At 67.2% G+C, this 14348-nt stretch carries 15 protein-coding genes and 3 pseudogenes; 14 read left to right on the top strand and 4 right to left on the bottom strand.

Going from position 1 to position 14348, the window contains the following annotated elements; translation table 11 throughout:
* Nucleotide 1 precedes the first annotated feature (1 nt).
* Nucleotides 2-792: pseudogene (cobJ, locus tag Y694_RS06320) on the top strand (precorrin-3B C(17)-methyltransferase).
* Here the strand turns inward: cobJ and Y694_RS06315 are convergent.
* Nucleotides 753-1540: pseudogene (locus Y694_RS06315) on the bottom strand (cobalt-precorrin-6A reductase). The pseudogenes cobJ and Y694_RS06315 sit on opposite strands and share 40 nt — an antisense overlap.
* Between Y694_RS06315 and Y694_RS06310 the strand changes: the two are divergent.
* The 7 genes from Y694_RS06310 (at nt 1539) to Y694_RS24090 (ending at nt 5968) form a co-directional block, all read left to right on the top strand.
* On the top strand, nt 1539-2750 hold the full coding sequence (locus tag Y694_RS06310) for a bifunctional cobalt-precorrin-7 (C(5))-methyltransferase/cobalt-precorrin-6B (C(15))-methyltransferase (protein ID WP_036230845.1): 1212 nt from the start codon (nt 1539-1541) through the stop codon (nt 2748-2750). The pseudogene Y694_RS06315 and the gene Y694_RS06310 sit on opposite strands and share 2 nt — an antisense overlap.
* Nucleotides 2732-3166 (top strand): cobalamin biosynthesis protein, encoded by a 435-nt coding sequence (locus Y694_RS06305; RefSeq protein ID WP_197028749.1) that lies wholly within the window; start codon nt 2732-2734, stop codon nt 3164-3166. The genes Y694_RS06310 and Y694_RS06305 overlap by 19 nt, the downstream gene beginning before the upstream one ends.
* A complete protein-coding gene (gene cobM, locus Y694_RS06300) occupies nt 3163-3942 on the top strand; it encodes a precorrin-4 C(11)-methyltransferase (RefSeq protein WP_031943540.1) in 780 nt (259 codons plus the stop codon). Before Y694_RS06305 ends, cobM begins: the two co-directional genes overlap by 4 nt.
* 113 nt (nt 3943-4055) lie before the next feature.
* Complete coding sequence (locus tag Y694_RS06295) at nt 4056-4619, top strand: energy-coupling factor ABC transporter permease (RefSeq protein WP_310732210.1); 564 nt, start codon at nt 4056-4058, stop codon at nt 4617-4619.
* Nucleotides 4616-4741, top strand: a complete 126-nt coding sequence (locus Y694_RS26675) for a hypothetical protein (RefSeq protein ID WP_310732209.1) — start codon at nt 4616-4618, stop codon at nt 4739-4741. The genes Y694_RS06295 and Y694_RS26675 overlap by 4 nt, the downstream gene beginning before the upstream one ends.
* An 18-nt stretch (nt 4742-4759) precedes the next feature.
* The gene (gene cobF / locus Y694_RS06290) at nt 4760-5563 is read left to right on the top strand and encodes a precorrin-6A synthase (deacetylating) (RefSeq protein ID WP_031943542.1); all 804 of its coding nucleotides are present in this window, start codon (nt 4760-4762) and stop codon (nt 5561-5563) included.
* Nucleotides 5564-5755: 192 nt separating this feature from the next.
* Nucleotides 5756-5968, top strand: a complete 213-nt coding sequence (locus Y694_RS24090; RefSeq protein WP_152543394.1) for a hypothetical protein — start codon at nt 5756-5758, stop codon at nt 5966-5968.
* A gap of 40 nt (nt 5969-6008) precedes the next feature.
* Here Y694_RS24090 and bluB read toward each other — a convergent pair whose 3' ends face one another.
* From bluB to merR, 3 genes are all read right to left on the bottom strand, one after another.
* The gene (bluB, locus tag Y694_RS06285) at nt 6009-6668 is read right to left on the bottom strand and encodes a 5,6-dimethylbenzimidazole synthase (protein WP_031943544.1); all 660 of its coding nucleotides are present in this window, start codon (nt 6666-6668) and stop codon (nt 6009-6011) included.
* A gap of 237 nt (nt 6669-6905) precedes the next feature.
* The gene (locus Y694_RS06280) at nt 6906-7727 is read right to left on the bottom strand and encodes a substrate-binding domain-containing protein (RefSeq protein ID WP_031943545.1); all 822 of its coding nucleotides are present in this window, start codon (nt 7725-7727) and stop codon (nt 6906-6908) included.
* 404 nt (nt 7728-8131) lie between these two features.
* On the bottom strand, nt 8132-8545 hold the full coding sequence (merR, locus tag Y694_RS06275) for an Hg(II)-responsive transcriptional regulator (RefSeq protein WP_409072463.1): 414 nt from the start codon (nt 8543-8545) through the stop codon (nt 8132-8134).
* 78 nt (nt 8546-8623) lie between these two features.
* Here merR and merT point away from each other — a divergent pair, with 78 nt between their 5' ends.
* The 6 genes and pseudogenes from merT to Y694_RS06245 all read left to right on the top strand — a co-directional run bounded on the left by merT (nt 8624) and on the right by Y694_RS06245 (nt 14208).
* Nucleotides 8624-8974, top strand: a complete 351-nt coding sequence (gene merT, locus Y694_RS06270; RefSeq protein ID WP_031943547.1) for a mercuric ion transporter MerT — start codon at nt 8624-8626, stop codon at nt 8972-8974.
* Between the two features lie 12 nt (nt 8975-8986).
* Nucleotides 8987-9265 (top strand): mercury resistance system periplasmic binding protein MerP, encoded by a 279-nt coding sequence (gene merP / locus Y694_RS06265; protein ID WP_031943548.1) that lies wholly within the window; start codon nt 8987-8989, stop codon nt 9263-9265.
* 12 nt (nt 9266-9277) lie between these two features.
* Nucleotides 9278-9733: an organomercurial transporter MerC gene (gene merC, locus Y694_RS06260; protein ID WP_051495607.1), complete on the top strand. Its 456-nt coding sequence runs from the start codon at nt 9278-9280 to the stop codon at nt 9731-9733.
* Complete coding sequence (gene merA / locus Y694_RS06255) at nt 9730-11412, top strand: mercury(II) reductase (protein ID WP_031943550.1); 1683 nt, start codon at nt 9730-9732, stop codon at nt 11410-11412. The genes merC and merA overlap by 4 nt, the downstream gene beginning before the upstream one ends.
* A 45-nt stretch (nt 11413-11457) precedes the next feature.
* Nucleotides 11458-12135 (top strand): organomercurial lyase MerB, encoded by a 678-nt coding sequence (merB, locus tag Y694_RS23195; RefSeq protein WP_031943551.1) that lies wholly within the window; start codon nt 11458-11460, stop codon nt 12133-12135.
* A gap of 389 nt (nt 12136-12524) precedes the next feature.
* A pseudogene (locus Y694_RS06245) lies at nt 12525-14208 on the top strand (phage integrase family protein).
* The last annotated feature ends 140 nt before the right edge of the window (nt 14209-14348 follow it).

Raw genomic sequence — 14348 nt, 5'->3', positions numbered from 1 at the left:
CATGGACGGGAGCGTCAAGGGTTGGCTCGTCGTCGCCGGGCTCGGCCCCGGCGCCGAGGACTGGGTGACACCGGAGGTGACGGCGGCGTTGGCAGCGGCCACCGACGTGGTGGGCTACCTGCCTATGTGGCCCGGGTGGCGCCACGCACCGGGCTCACGCTGCACGCCAGCGACAACCGGGTCGAGCTGGACCGCGCCGCCCACGCGCTGCGCATGGTCGGCGAGGGTCGGCGTGTGGTGGTGGTGTCGTCCGGCGACCCCGGCGTGTTCGCGATGGCCTCGGCCGTGTTCGAGGCGGTGGAGACCGGCCCCGCCGCGTGGCGCGCGCTGGACGTGCGCGTGCTGCCCGGCATCACCGCGATGCTGGCCGCCGCAGCGCGCGCGGGGGCGCCGCTGGGCCACGACTTCTGCGCCATCAACCTGTCGGACAACCTGAAGCCCTGGGCGCTGGTGGAACGCCGCCTGCGGCTGGCGGTGCAGGCCGACTTCGCGATGGCCTTCTACAACCCGCGCTCGGTGTCGCGCCCGCAGGGCTTCACCCGCGCCCTGGCCGTGCTGCGCGAGGAATGCGGCGCTGCAGGAAGCCCCACCCGCCCGGTGATCTTCGCCCGCGCCGTGTCCACCCCCGACGAGACCATCCGTGTCGTTGCGCTGAGCGACGCGCAGCCCGAGATGGCCGACATGCGCACCATCGTCATCGTCGGCTCCAGCCTGACGCGGGTGATCGCGCGAGACGGCGGCGTGCCGTGGATCTACACGCCGCGCTCTGCACCGCCCGAGGTGTCCGCATGATCCGACGGAGGACGCGGCGCATGACCCAGCCACTGCAGCACCTGGTCCATGCGGGTCACCTCGTGCCGGGCGGGGATCAGCGGCCGCGCCATCATCAAGACCGGCAAGCCGAGGCCGCGCGCGGCGTGCAGCTTGGCCTGCGCGCCCGTGCCGCCGGCGTTCTTGCAGACCACGATGTCAACCCGATGCTCGCGCATCAACGCGGTGTCGCTCGCCACGTCGAAGGGACCGCGCGAAACGATGGTCGTGTGCTGCGGCAACGGCGGCGGGCTGTCGGGTACATCGACCAGCCGCAGGACGTAGTGATGCTGGGGCTGTGCCGCGAACGCTGCCAGATGCATTCGCCCCAGGGCCAGCATGACGCGCCGCGGCGGCCCGCCCAGCGCAGCGACGGCAGCCGGGAGATCGGCCACCGACTGCCACCGGTCGCCCAGGCCGGGCTGCCAGGCGGCGCGCGTCAGCGCCAGCAGCGGCACGCCGGTCTGCGCGCAGGCCGCGATGGCGTTGCCGCTCATCTGCGCGGCAAACGGATGGTGGCATCGACGAGGTGCGTCACACCCTGGTCGCGCAGATACCGCACCAGCCCGGGCACGCCGCCGAAGCCGCCCACGCGCACGGCGATGGGTTGCGCCCTGGGCTGGGCCACCCGGCCGGCATACGACAACACAGCGCGTTCGCCACGTTCGGCCAAGGCCAGCGCGAGCGCGCTGGCTTCCAGCGTGCCGCCGAGGACAAGGATGTTGCGCATGGCTGAGTTCAATGGTCAGGCACCTTGGTTGACGATCATCGGGCTGGGCGAAGACGGCCCGCACGGCCTGCCGCCCGCCAGCCGCGCTGCGCTCGACGCGGCCGAGGTGGTCGCAGGCAGCGCCCGCCATCTGGCGCTGTTGCCAAACCTCCGCGCCGAGCGACTCGAATGGCCCGTGCCATTCGCCGATGGCATCCCGATGCTACTGGCACAGCGCGGGCGCCGCATGGCGATGCTGGCCTCCGGCGATCCGTTCTGGTATGGCGCCGGCACCTCGGTGACGCGCCACCTCGCCGCGCACGAGTGGCACGCGCTGCCCGCGCCATCAACCTTCGGCCTGGCCGCCGCGCGCTTGGGCTGGGCGCTGGAACACGTCACCTGCCTCGGCCTGCACGCCGCGCCGCTGGCGCGCCTGCGCCCGCATCTGTGCAAGGACGCGCGACTGCTGGTGCTGCTGCGTGACGGCGCGGCGGTGGCCGAGCTGGCACGCTACCTCGTGGACGCCGATTTCGGTGCCAGCGGGATGAGCGTGCTCGAAGCACTGGGCGGACCGCACGAGCGCCGGCGCGACGCGGTCGCCTCCACCTTCGACCTGACCGATGTGCGCCACCCGGTGGCCGTCGCCTTGCAGGTCGCCGGAACGGGTCTGGCCTTGCCGCGCAGCGCGGGTCTGCCCGATATCGTTTTTGCGCACGACGGCCAGATCACCAAGCAACGTGTGCGGGCCTTGGCGCTGTGCGCCCTGGCACCGCGCCCCGGCGAGCGGCTGTGGGACATCGGCGCGGGTTCGGGGTCGGTGGGTATCGAATGGCTGCTGGCGCACCCCCGATGTGAGGCCGTGGCCATCGAGGCCGACCCGGTACGTGCGGCGCGACTGCGTAGCAACGCCGACCGCTTGGGCGTCGATCGGCTGGTGCTGGTGACCGGCACCGCGCCCGGGGCTTTGGCGGGCCTTCCTGCGCCCGATGCGGTATTCATCGGCGGCGGGCTCGGCGATGAACTCCTGCGGCATCTGTGGCAAGCGCTCCCGGCAGGCTGCCGGGTGGTCGTCCATGCGGTGACGCTGGAGTCTGAAGCGCTGTTGACCGCATGGCAGGGGAGCGCGGGCGGCAGCCTGCTTCGCTTCGAACTGTCAGAGGCCGCGCCACTGGGCACACGGCGCGGCTGGCGCGCCGCCTACCCGATCGTGCAGTGGAGCGTGACGCGATGATGGTGGCCGGGTTCGGGTTTCGAAGGGGCGCGACGCTGGCCTCACTGCGGGATGCGTTGGCCCAAGCGCTCGAGCTCGCGCAGCCCGCAACTACGTCACCGCACGCCGTCACATTGCTCGCTGCTGCGCAAGACAAGGCCGAAGCCCCCTGCCTGCGCGCCTTGGCCACAGACCTCGGCCTGCCCCTGTGCGTTGTTGCGCCGGCGCAAGTTGCAGCCACCCCCACCTTGACCGACAGCACCGCCGTGCGCGCGCTGCGAGGCACCGGCAGCACGGCCGAAGCAGCGGCACTGGCCGTCGCCCTGAAGCATGGCGGGCCGGCCGCGAAGCTATTGCACCCGCGCTCGGTGTCGACCGATCGCCTGGCCACCTGCGCCATTGCCACTCTGGCACCCCACTCGAGGACTCGCCCATGACCATCCACTTCATCGGCGCCGGCCCCGGCGCGCCCGACCTGCTGACCCTGCGCGGGCGCGACCTGATCGCCCGCTGCCCGGTGTGCCTGTACGCCGGCTCGCTGGTGCCCGAAGAGATCCTCGCCCATTGCCCACCCGGCGCGCGCATCGTCAACACCGCGCCGCTCGATCTCGACATGATCGTCGCCGAGATGGCTGCCGCCCACGCGGCCGGGAAAGACGTGGCACGACTGCATTCGGGCGACCTCTCGGTGTGGTCGGCGATGGGCGAGCAACTGCGCCGCTTGCGTGCGGCCGGCATCCCGTACACCGTCACTCCCGGCGTTCCATCTTTTGCCGCAGCGGCGGCGGCGCTCGGCGCGGAACTCACGCTGCCCGGCCTCGCGCAATCGGTGGTGCTGACGCGCACGTCGGGGCGCGCCTCGCCGATGCCGCCCGGCGAAAGCCTGGCCCGGTTTGCTGCGACCGGGGCCACGCTGGCCGTGCACCTGTCGATCCACAGGCTCGCCGAGGTGGTGGCCGAGTTGACACCGACCTACGGTGCCGCGTGCCCGGTCGCCGTGGTCTACCGCGCGAGCTGGCCCGATGAGCAGATCGTCCGTGGCACGCTGGCCACCATCGAGGCCGCAATGGGCAATGGCGTGGAGCGCACGGCACTGATCCTCGTCGGACCCGCGCTGGCCGCCGAGGGCTTTGCCGAAAGCCGCCTGTACGCAAGCGACTACGAACGGCGCTTCAGGCCGACCACAGCGTCCGACGGCTCGCCGCGCGCCTGACCACGCGGCCAACCTTGCATGACCTCCCTCTCAGCAAGCTCAGAAGACTACCCAACCTCCGATCCCCAACCCGGCACCACACGCTGGTGCCCCACGCCCAAGGAAACTGCACCATGCACATGGAACCCGGAATCGTGGATGGCACGAAGACCGTGCTCTCCTACGCAACAGCCACTGCCTGCGCGCTCTACGCGGGCCGGCTGTCCCTGGCCCACATCCGCCAGGAGGGAGCGGTCTCGCTCCTGCTGCGCAGCGTGATCGCCGCCACGCTCGTATTCGTCTTCTTCGAGGTCTTCCCGCACGTGCCTGTCGGCGTGTCCGAGGTGCATCTGATCCTCGGTTCGTCACTGTTCCTGTTACTAGGCGCGGCGCCGACGGCCGTCGGCCTGACGGTGGGGCTGGCTGTCCAGGGGCTGTTCTTCGAGCCGCAGGACTTGCCGCAATACGGCATGAACGTGACCACGCTGCTGGCCGCGCTCTTCGTCATGCAAGCCGTGGCCAAGCGGGTGCTGCCGGCGAACATTCCGTATGTCGACCTGGGCTACTCGCATGTGCTCAAGATGTCGGTGGTGTTCCAGGGCGGTATCGTCGCCTGGGTGGCCTTCTGGACGATCTTCGGCCGCGGCTTCGGTGCAGAGACTCTGCAAGGCGTGGGAGCTTCGGGCTGGCCTACATGACGGTCGTGCTGCTGGAGCCGCTGATCGACCTGGCCGCGTTGGCCGGGGCCAAGGCGCTGCACGGGCTCCCCGGGCTGGGGAGCACGGTGCTCGTGACGCCGCGACTGCACCGCGCAGCCTGATCTCGGCGCGGGTCGCCAATGCATGCCCTGCCGATGATCGACCTGCTGCTGATTGGTATCGGCACCGGACACCCCGAGCATCTGACGCTGCAGGCCATCGGCGCGCTGAACCGCGCCGACCTGATCCTGATCCCGCGAAAGGGCGCCAACAAGGCCGACCTCGCCGACCTGCGGCGCACGGTCTGTGCGACTCACCTCACCGGGCCGGCTCGGGTCGTCGAGTTCGACCTGCCCGTGCGCGACGCCGAGGCGGCCACCTACCTCGATGGCGTCCACGACTGGCACGCCGCGATTGCCGCGACCTGGGCGCAATTGATCGCCGCACACCAGCCACAAGGCGGACGCGTGGCGCTGCTGGTCTGGGGCGATCCGTCGCTCTACGACTCCAGCCTGCGCATCGCCGAGCGCCTGCGGGCCGATGGACTGGCGCTGCGCGTCGAGGTGATCCCCGGCCTGACCAGCCTGCAACTGCTGACCGCCGCACACGCCATCCCGCTCAACACGCTGGCTGCGCCGGTGCTGATCACCACCGGACGCCAGTTGCGTGATGGCGGCTGGCCGGCAGGCGTGGACACGGTGGTGGTGATGCTCGACGGCACCTGTTCCTTCCAGAGGCTTGCGCCCGAGGGCCTGCACATCTACTGGGGCGCCTACCTCGGCATGCCGCAGCAGTTGCTCCTGGCAGGGCCGCTGGCCACCACCGGCGAGCTCATACTGGAGGCTCGCGCAGCGGCCCGTGCCGAACAGGGCTGGATCATGGACATCTACCTGCTGCGCCGGGGTGTCGAGTTCGCTTCACCCGCCCGCGTCTCGGGTAAATGAGCTGGGCGGATCCATGACCGGGCCTGCCATCGCCCGCCGTTCCATCGAGACCGTGCTCGCAGACGGCAAGATCCAGGCCGCAGAACAGCGACGCGCCTTGATGGTCAGGCCGGGGGCGTTCGCCAGGAATGCCACGCAGCTCCTTGCGGTGGCCAAGGCCTGCCTGGACGCTGGCCGCCCGGTGGGTTCGGGATGGCTCTGTTGCCCGACTCCACGCCGGCAGACCATGTGCTGGCAGCCGGGCGCCTCGCCCTGCGCGTGGACAAGCCGCAACTGGCGAATCGCCTATTTGGCATCGCCGATCTGCAACACCCGCTCGGCGCACCAGATGACCTCGCCCAGGCGCAGGCGACCCTGGCTACCGCACAGAGGATGCGACAGCCCCGCGGCCACCATTGCGCGTGAGCGACCCACACGCAATGGCTGGACGGCGCACAGCGAATGTTCAGTCGACATGTTCGTTGTCGTCCATTCGCCAGTAGTCATCGAAAACCAGGCTCGCGAGATCGGCGCGAGTCCGCCATTGCTGTGTCTCCAGCATGGGCCGGGGATAGAACTCGTCGACTCGCCCCAGGCAGAGGATGGCCACGGGGCGGCTGCCTGACGGCATCCGGAGCAAGTCCCGCAATGCCTCGGGATCGAACATCGAGACCCAGCCCATGCCGACATCCTCTACGCGCGCGGCAAGCCATATGTTTTGAATCGCGCAGGCGACCGAAGCGAGATCCATGTCAGGCATCGTGCGCCGCCCGAAGACATGCTGCTCGCGTTTGTCGCAGAGTGCGGCGACGAGAATCTCCGCGCATTCACGCATCCCCTCGACCTTGAGCCTGAGAAACTCATGTTGCCGTTCGCCGAGCGCGTTCGCTGTTTCGACCCGTTCTGCTTCGACGAGCGCCAACATTTTGCGGCGCACTTCGACGGACCTCACGCGAATGAAACGCCACGGCTGCATGTAGCCCACGCTGGGGGCACAGTGAGCCGCATCGAGCAGGCGCGTCATGAGCGCCTCGTCGAGCGGGTCACTGCGGAAGTGCCGCATGTCGCGGCGTGCTGCGATCACTTCGTACAGGGTGTTGATCTGGGTCTGGGTGAATCTGGACATTCGGTCGCGCAGCCAAAAAATGCGAATCGGGGCGCCAGCATAAGGCTCGATGGATTCAGCCGGTGCGATGAATCGTTTGGATCACATCACAGCCGCCGCTCGTGGCCGCCTGATGATGGCCGGGGGCTGCCTGTCCCTCAAACTCGCTGACGGCTGACGTTGGGCCGCCATGCGAACACACCGAAGGACTGCTGTCGAGACTGACCGCGAACTTACAGTCGCGCCTCAGCAGCGAAACTACATCGGCTCCATACCGGTCGTCTTGATCGCCGCAGCCGACTCCGCGCTCTTCAGTGCCGCAATGAACGAGCGCGCGACCTCAACTTGTGTGGAAGAACCATGCAGCCCGGCGGACCAGACGGTGTAACTCTGGACCCCGGGGGGAAGTGCGCCGAGGAATTCCACACCTTTTGCATGCAGCAGCTCGGCTACCTGCTGGAACCCGAGTTCGGCATCGCCCCGGGCAATGAATTCACCGATCTGCGCGCCTGATGGTGGCTGGACGATTTTCGACTTGATCTGCTCAGCCACGCCCAGCCGCCGGAACAGCGACTCAAGGTAGCGGCCGCTGGTGCCGGACGAAATCGCGATCGAGTTCGCCTTGATCAAGGCCTGGCGCAACCCATCGACGGTCGACACGTCTGGGCGCGGCAGCCCCGAGCGGACCGCCACGCCAATCCCTGACTTCGCAAAGTCGGCGCGCGAGCCAGGTACCAGCTTGCCGTCTGTCGCACCCCGGTCGATGTTCTGGGCGGCGTTGATGACAACGTCGAACACTTCGCCCTCAGCCGTGCGCTTGCTAATGGTCTCCGACCCTGCCCAGGTGAACACGACGCGATGCTCCGACTCGCGCTCGAAACGCTTGGCGATCTCGGTCACGGTCTCCTTCACCGCGTTGGGCGCAATCACCTTCAGTTCCGCGGCGAAGGCATGCGATCCCAGTGCGAGTGCCATCGCGACAGCGATGTGGCGGCTCGGCGCCGAGTCCCAAATTGCCGCCATCCACAACCTGACATGCATGATGATCCAATTCGCGTTATGGCGAGGGAAGCGTTGCATGTGAGTGCAGTCCTGTCAATGCGATTGCACGGGTACGAAGGGGTCTGTGAATGGCCGCCGCGAACGAGCAAATTCAGTGGACTCTCGTGAGGGTCTGCAATTTGCCGGGCGCGGTCGATGATGGGCCTTGCCGTGCGACCGGTCGGCGATGGGTTGTTGACACGGGCCGCCGAGGGTCGGCTATGTGGGGCTCAGCCGCCATCCGCAGTCGGTCGCTGTGCACCGGCCAGCGACCCACTGCGGAAGTACGCAGCGAATAGAAGCAGACGCTCGATTCGGGGGGATTCACGGAATCTGCGCGCACCCCGCCCTGGGTGCCCATGAACAGCCTCCCGAGGCTTTTTCGGGCTGCGGCAGATCGAGGGTCGCAGCTTCGTTCTGAATCTGCGTCCATGGCTTGGCTGTCATGGGAGCGTTGGCTGTTCCTGAAGCGCTGCAATCAGTGGGCACGACACCCTGCCGTGGCTCGCGCAGCAGTCGTCGACCAAGGTGGCCAGAACCGACTCGATGCGCAGCAGGTCAGCCAACTTGGAGCGCACATCGATGAGTTTCTGCTCGGCGAGGTGGCGCGCCTCGTCGCAGTGCGCGCCGTCGTCCAACGTCAACAGCCCATCAACCTCGTCTAGGCTAAAGCCGAGGCGCTGCGCTGACTTGACGAACCGGACACGCGCGACATCGGCCTCGCCGTAGCGCCGGATGCTGCCGTACGGCCTGTCCGGTTCCGGCAGTAGCCCTTTGCGCTGGTAGAACCGGATCGTTTCCACGTTGACGCCGGCAGCCTCGGCGAAGGCGCCAATGCTTAAGTTATCAGTCTGCATACCCATACCGCTTGACTCCGTACACAAGTACGGAAGTAAGGTTACGCGGTTCCCAAAGGACTTGAAAGGATGAGCGTAATGTCAGAACCCACAAGCGGTCGTGGCGCCCTCGTTGCAGGCGGCCTTGCCGCGCTGCTCGCCTCGACGTGCTGTCTCGGCCCCCTGGTCCTCGTGGCGCTGGGCGTGAGCGGCGCCTGGATCGGCAATCTAACGGCGCTGGAGCCCTATCGCCCGCTGTTCCTCGGCGCGGCACTGGTCGCGATGTTCTTCGCCTATCGACGCATCTTTCGGCCGGCGCAGGACTGCAAGCCCGGTGAGGTCTGCGCGGTGCCGCAGGTGCGGCGCGCCTACCAAGTCGTGTTCTGGATTGTCGCCGCGCTCGTCATCGTCGCACTCGCGTTTCCCTATGTACTGCCCCTGTTCTACTGAAAGGATTCCATCATGAAGAAGCTGTTGCCCGTGGTCGCCCTGATCGCCGCCTTTGCCGCGCCCGCATGGGCTGCTATGCAGACCGTCACGCTGTCGGTTCCGGGCATGACCTGCGCCGCCTGCCCGTTGACCGTCAAGCAATCGCTGAGCAAGGTCCAGGGCGTGAGCAAGACCGAGGTGAGCTTCGAGAAGAAGCAGGCCGTCGTGTCGTTCGATGACGCCAAGACCAACGTCCAGGCGCTGACCAAGGCCACCGCGGACGCGGGCTACCCATCGACCGCCAAGCAGTAGGACCCTCCGATCATGGGACTGGTGACGCGCATCGTCGACAAGGCTGGTGCGCTGGGCAGCGTCGTCTCCGCGATGGGCTGCGCGGCGTGCTTTCCGGCGATCGCGAGCCTCGGGGCGGCGGTGGGCCTGGGCTTCCTGAGCGAGTACGAAGGTCTGTTCATCACCAAGCTGCTGCCGCTATTCGCGGCGATCGCCCTGGTCGCGAACGGCTTGGGCTGGTTCAGTCATCGGCAGTGGCATCGCACGCTGCTGGGCATGGTGGGACCGGCCATGGTGCTGGCAGCCATGCTCCTGTTCTTCGGTCAGTGGTGGACGGCCCGGCTGTTGTATACGGGCCTGGCCATCATGGTCGGCGTGTCGATCTGGGATCTGGTCTCACCGGCGCACCGCCGCTGTGCCCCCCGACTCATGCGAGTTGCCGCAAAGCACGGTACGTTGAACCCAAGAGAGAAAGAAGTCACTGCATGACCAGCTTGCAAATCGAAGGCATGACCTGTCCATCGTGCGCCGAGCACGTCCGCGATGCGTTGAAAAATGTGCCCGGCGTTCGATCGGTCTCGGTGTCGTATCCGGACCGCTTGGCCAAGCTCATGATCGACGAAGGCACGTCGCCGGCGACATTGACGGCCGCAGTATCAGCGGCTGGCTACAGCGCCAAGCACGCCGACGTGCCGGGCGAGCAAGCGTCAGGGCTGCTCGGCAAGGCACGTCAATGGCTCGGCGGGGCTGTGCGGCCGGCCGCCGACGGCCAACCGCTTCACGTTGCGGTCGTCGGCAGTGGCGGTGCCGCCATGGCGGCGGCGCTCAAGGCTGCCGAGAATGGCGCCCGCGTCACGCTGATCGAGCGCGGCACGATCGGCGGCACCTGCGTCAATGTCGGCTGTGTGCCGTCGAAGATCATGATCCGCGCCGCGCACGTCGCGCATCTGCGCCGCGAAAGCCCGTTCGACGCCGGCGTGTCCGCGACGGCGCCGACCGTGCGGCGCGACCGCCTGCTCGGGCAGCAGCAGGCCCGCGTGGACGAGTTGCGCCGCGGCAAGTACGAGAACATCCTCAATGGCACCCCGGCGATCACGGTGATGCACGGCACAGCGCGATTCAAAGACAACCGCACACTGACCCTGGCGCTGCTTGACGGTGGTGAGCAGGCGGTCGCCTTCGACCGCTGCCTGGTGGCCACCGGTGCGAGCGCTGCGGTGCCGCCCGTCCCTGGCCTGGCGGACACGCCGTACTGGACGTCGACCGAAGCCTTGGCGAGCGATTCGATCCCGAAGCGCCTGGCCGTGATCGGTTCTTCCGTGGTGGCGGTGGAACTCGCGCAGGCCTTTGCGCGTCTTGGCAGCCAAGTCACGGTCCTGGCACGCAGCAAGCTGTTCTTCCGCGAAGACCCTGCCATCGGCGCCGCCGTGACCGCAGCGTTCCGTGATGAAGGCATTCAGGTGCTGGAACAGACGCAGGCCAGCCAAGTAGCCCACGTGGATGGTGAATTCGTGCTGACGATCAACCACGGCGAGTTGCGCGCAGACCAGCTCCTCGTCGCCACGGGGCGGACGCCCAACACGCGTGGCATGAATCTGGAAGCTGCCGGCGTCAAGCTCGACAAGCTTGGCGCGATCCTGATCGACGATCACATGCGCACGAGCGCGCCGAACATCTATGCCGCCGGCGACTGCACCGATCAGCCTCAGTTCGTGTACGTCGCGGCCGCGGCGGGGACCCGAGCGGCTGTCAACATGACCGGCGGCGACGCCAAGATCGATCTCGGCGCGATGCCCGCTGTCGTGTTCACGGACCCTCAGGTAGCCACGGTGGGCTACACCGAAGCCGAAGCGCATCTGGCCGGCATCGAGACGGACAGTCGCACGCTGACGCTGGACAACGTGCCGCGTGCGCTGGTGAACTTCGACACGCGCGGCTTCATCAAGCTGGTGGCGGAGGCGGGCTCCGGCCGGCTGCTGGGCGTGCAAGCGGTCACCGCGGAAGCCGGCGAGATCATCCAGACCGCAGCCATCGCCATCCGTGCCCGCATGACCGTGCACGATCTAGCCAACCAGCTATTCCCTTATCTCACGATGGTGGAGGGCCTGAAGCTGGCCGCGCAAACCTTCACCAAGGACGTGAAGCAGCTGTCGTGCTGCGCAGGCTGACACAGTCCACACGCGGCTCGATGGCATCGACCCAATGAGACCTCCATGGAACTGACAAGCTATGCCACCGAGGTCGCTGCACGCCTCATGCCGGCCGAGCGTTCAGAGGGGTGCGCAGAACTGCTTGTCGCGCTTCTGGGCGAGCTCGTCAAAGGGCACCCAGTGCAAAGGGACGCATTCGCGGCAACACTCGGCTGGTCCGCCGAGCGACTGACGGCACTGCTCGAACAAGAACCGTGCACAGAGTATGACGACGATGGCAATGTCATCGGTTACGGCATCACCCTGCGCGAGACAGCACATGCATTCGAGGTCGACGGGCAACGTCTCTACACCTGGTGCGCGCTCGACGCCTTGATGTTCCCGGGGATGATCGGCAAGACTGCGCGGGTCTTCTCACGTTGTCCCGCAACCGGGCTTTCGGTTTCTTTGACTGTGACGCCTGAGGGACTTCGAGACGTTGAACCGACAAGTGCCGTCGTCTCGCTACCGCTGCTGGAAGCGGCGCCGAATATTCGCAGCTCGTTCTGTTGTCACGTGAATTTCTATGCGTCGACCTCGGCCGCGCCGCGATCCGTGCACCAACGGATGGAACTCGTCTGCGTCGAGGACGCATTCCGGGTTGGCCAATTGATCGCTGACTCTTTGACGACGGGGGCGGCCGCCGGCGCAACAAGCCCGCGATCCGAATTGCGCTCGCAGACCTGTCATGCCAACCCCTGAAAGGATTGCTTCGACATCACGCGGCAGCGGTGAGGGCCACGTCGGCTATGACACAACATAGCAGAGATCGGCCAAGGATGACCGACGGCTTACTGGCGCCGCTCCCAATGTCAGCAAGTGGCCGCGTGCCGCCGATCAGAATCAAGCGATGGCCGGCCGGTCCACACGAGGTGGCCGACGTTCAGGTCCGGCTCCGCGGGGTATCAAACTGCGGTGACGTTGAATCGGTCGCACAGTCTCATCGAGCTGCCGCACCTTGAGCTCCTCCACCCAGGGCTTGACGGTGAAGCTGCTTGTGCTGCCGTGCCCGAAATCGAACATGCTTGGCATCACTATGCCGATAACTAACCTTAACGGTGTAGCAACGCCAGAGAGTTAAACTGACAAGCGTGAAAACCGGCCGGTCTGTAACCGCAACCCCGCTGTCGCTCCCGGATGCTGCGGCCCTGTCAGCACTGCGGGCCTGGCACGAGGGTCTGTCGTCGAGAGAGGCAGTCGCGCGGTACCTGGGCGAAACCCGGTTGGCCGGCCAGTCCTCGCGCGGCATCGTCGGGGCGATCCGTCGACGCATCGCGGCCTTCGCCAGGTCCCGCCATCGAGACGATCTTGCCAATCACTTCACCGGGCCCGCCCGCAAGGTCCAGGTGCGGCGCGCGCGGTGGCGACCGCCCTCGAGTTGCTGCGCACTGCTGCCGTTCCAGTCCCGCTGATCGGCGATGGCGTCGATCGCTGGCTTGCACCGCGGGTCGTCACGGCCCTGCGGGCGGCCGGCATCAGGACACTGGCCGATCTCACGCTTCGAGTGCCGCGCCGCCGGCGCTGGTGGGTGGGCATCGCCGGACTCGGTGTTTCTGGCGCTCGCCAGATCGAAGCCTTCTTCGCCGCGCATCCGGACCTTTCCGATCGCGCTCGCGCGCTGGTGGTGACCACTGCACCAGACGACGTGGTCCCATGGGAGAAGATCGTCGTGCCGCATGAGGTCGACGGCACCATGGGCCTGCATCGCGCGCCGCGGGCGTCGTGCGTCCTGCGAGCGAACAACGATTACGAAGCAGTCCAGGCGTGGCTGTCGCTGCATGAGGCGCCCGCGACGCTGCGGGCCTATCGCAAGGAAGCGGAGCGGTTGATGCTGTGGGCAATCGTCGAGCGCGGGGTCGCACTGTCATCGCTGGCCACAGAGGATGCCGTGGCCTATCGGGCGTTTTTGCGGCAACCCTCACCGAGGCAGCGTTGGGTGGGGCCGGCATCACCTCGCACCGCTGCCGAGTGGCGGCCGTTCGCGGGTTGCTTGTCCACGCGCTCAAGGGGCTATGCGCTATCCGTCCTCAGCTCGATGTTCAGATGGCTGATCGAGCGGCGATATGTCCTGGCCAACCCATTCGCCGGCATCAAGGTGCGCGGTGCCAAGCAAGCGACCTTGGATACGACGAGGGTGTTTCCGAAGGCGAGTGGAAGCTCCTGAGGACGGTCGCCGACGGTTTGGAGTGGTCGTACGGCTGGCAGCCTGGCGCTGCTCAACGGCTTCGCTTTGTGATCGACTTCAGCTATTGCACTGGACTGCGCGCCGGCGAGCTCGTTCGCGCGACGCTGGGATCCATCGAAGTCGATGCGCATGGCGATCACTGGCTGCACGTGGTTGGCAAAGGCAGCAAGTCCGGCAAGGTCGTGTTGCCGGGGATGGCCCGTGGGGTGCTTGACCGGCAGCTGGCTCAGCGAGGCTTTCCGGTGACGCCAGCGAAGTGGGACCCCGCCACGCCGTTGCTCGGCAGCCTCGATGGCGAGGCGGGCATCACATCCAAGCGGCTGTGGGCGATCGTGAAGAGGTTCTTCGCCACCGCTGCCGGTGTCCTCGCGGAGGCGAACCCCGCGCTGGCCGAGAAGCTGAGGCGGGCAACACCGCACTGGACGCGGCACACGCACGCGACCCACGCGCTGCAGCGCGGCGCCGAACTCACAACCGTGCGGGACAACCTGCGGCACGCGTCGCTCTCCACGACTTCGATGTACCTGCACTCGGACGACGTTCGCCGAGCGAAGCAGATCGGTGGGGCGTTCGAGGCCCCGGCGGCGTGAAAGGCTGCGGCAGGCCGAAGCGTGTCAACTTGCACCGAAAGCACAAGACGCTTGGAAGGGGCGGTTTTGCAAGTGCTTGTCGCGCCTAGCGATTCTTGAGCGGACCGTGTCAATCTGCAGGAAAAATACGATTACCCCGG

The sequence above is a fragment of the Methylibium sp. T29-B genome (assembly GCF_000576225.1).
Taxonomy (GTDB): Bacteria; Pseudomonadota; Gammaproteobacteria; order Burkholderiales; family Burkholderiaceae_C; genus Methylibium; species Methylibium petroleiphilum.
The sequence above is the reverse complement of the archived record's forward strand: the minus strand, read 5'-3'. Positions and strand labels throughout refer to the sequence as shown.

Excerpts from the sequence above, each read along its gene's own strand:
- Y694_RS24090 (WP_152543394.1), top strand. The coding sequence starts at position 5,756 with ATGGCTCTGTTGCCCGACTCCACGCCGGCAGACCATGTGCTGGCAGCC.
- merT (WP_031943547.1), top strand. The coding sequence starts at position 8,624 with ATGTCAGAACCCACAAGCGGTCGTGGCGCCCTCGTTGCAGGCGGCCTT.
- merA (WP_031943550.1), top strand. The coding sequence starts at position 9,730 with ATGACCAGCTTGCAAATCGAAGGCATGACCTGTCCATCGTGCGCCGAG.
- merP (WP_031943548.1), top strand. The coding sequence starts at position 8,987 with ATGAAGAAGCTGTTGCCCGTGGTCGCCCTGATCGCCGCCTTTGCCGCG.
- Y694_RS06280 (WP_031943545.1), bottom strand. The coding sequence starts at position 7,727 with ATGCAACGCTTCCCTCGCCATAACGCGAATTGGATCATCATGCATGTC.
- Y694_RS26675 (WP_310732209.1), top strand. The coding sequence starts at position 4,616 with ATGACGGTCGTGCTGCTGGAGCCGCTGATCGACCTGGCCGCGTTGGCC.
- merB (WP_031943551.1), top strand. The coding sequence starts at position 11,458 with ATGGAACTGACAAGCTATGCCACCGAGGTCGCTGCACGCCTCATGCCG.
- merR (WP_409072463.1), bottom strand. The coding sequence starts at position 8,545 with ATGCAGACTGATAACTTAAGCATTGGCGCCTTCGCCGAGGCTGCCGGC.
- cobF (WP_031943542.1), top strand. The coding sequence starts at position 4,760 with ATGCATGCCCTGCCGATGATCGACCTGCTGCTGATTGGTATCGGCACC.
- Y694_RS06310 (WP_036230845.1), top strand. The coding sequence starts at position 1,539 with ATGGCTGAGTTCAATGGTCAGGCACCTTGGTTGACGATCATCGGGCTG.
- bluB (WP_031943544.1), bottom strand. The coding sequence starts at position 6,668 with ATGTCCAGATTCACCCAGACCCAGATCAACACCCTGTACGAAGTGATC.
- cobM (WP_031943540.1), top strand. The coding sequence starts at position 3,163 with ATGACCATCCACTTCATCGGCGCCGGCCCCGGCGCGCCCGACCTGCTG.
- Y694_RS06295 (WP_310732210.1), top strand. The coding sequence starts at position 4,056 with ATGCACATGGAACCCGGAATCGTGGATGGCACGAAGACCGTGCTCTCC.
- merC (WP_051495607.1), top strand. The coding sequence starts at position 9,278 with ATGGGACTGGTGACGCGCATCGTCGACAAGGCTGGTGCGCTGGGCAGC.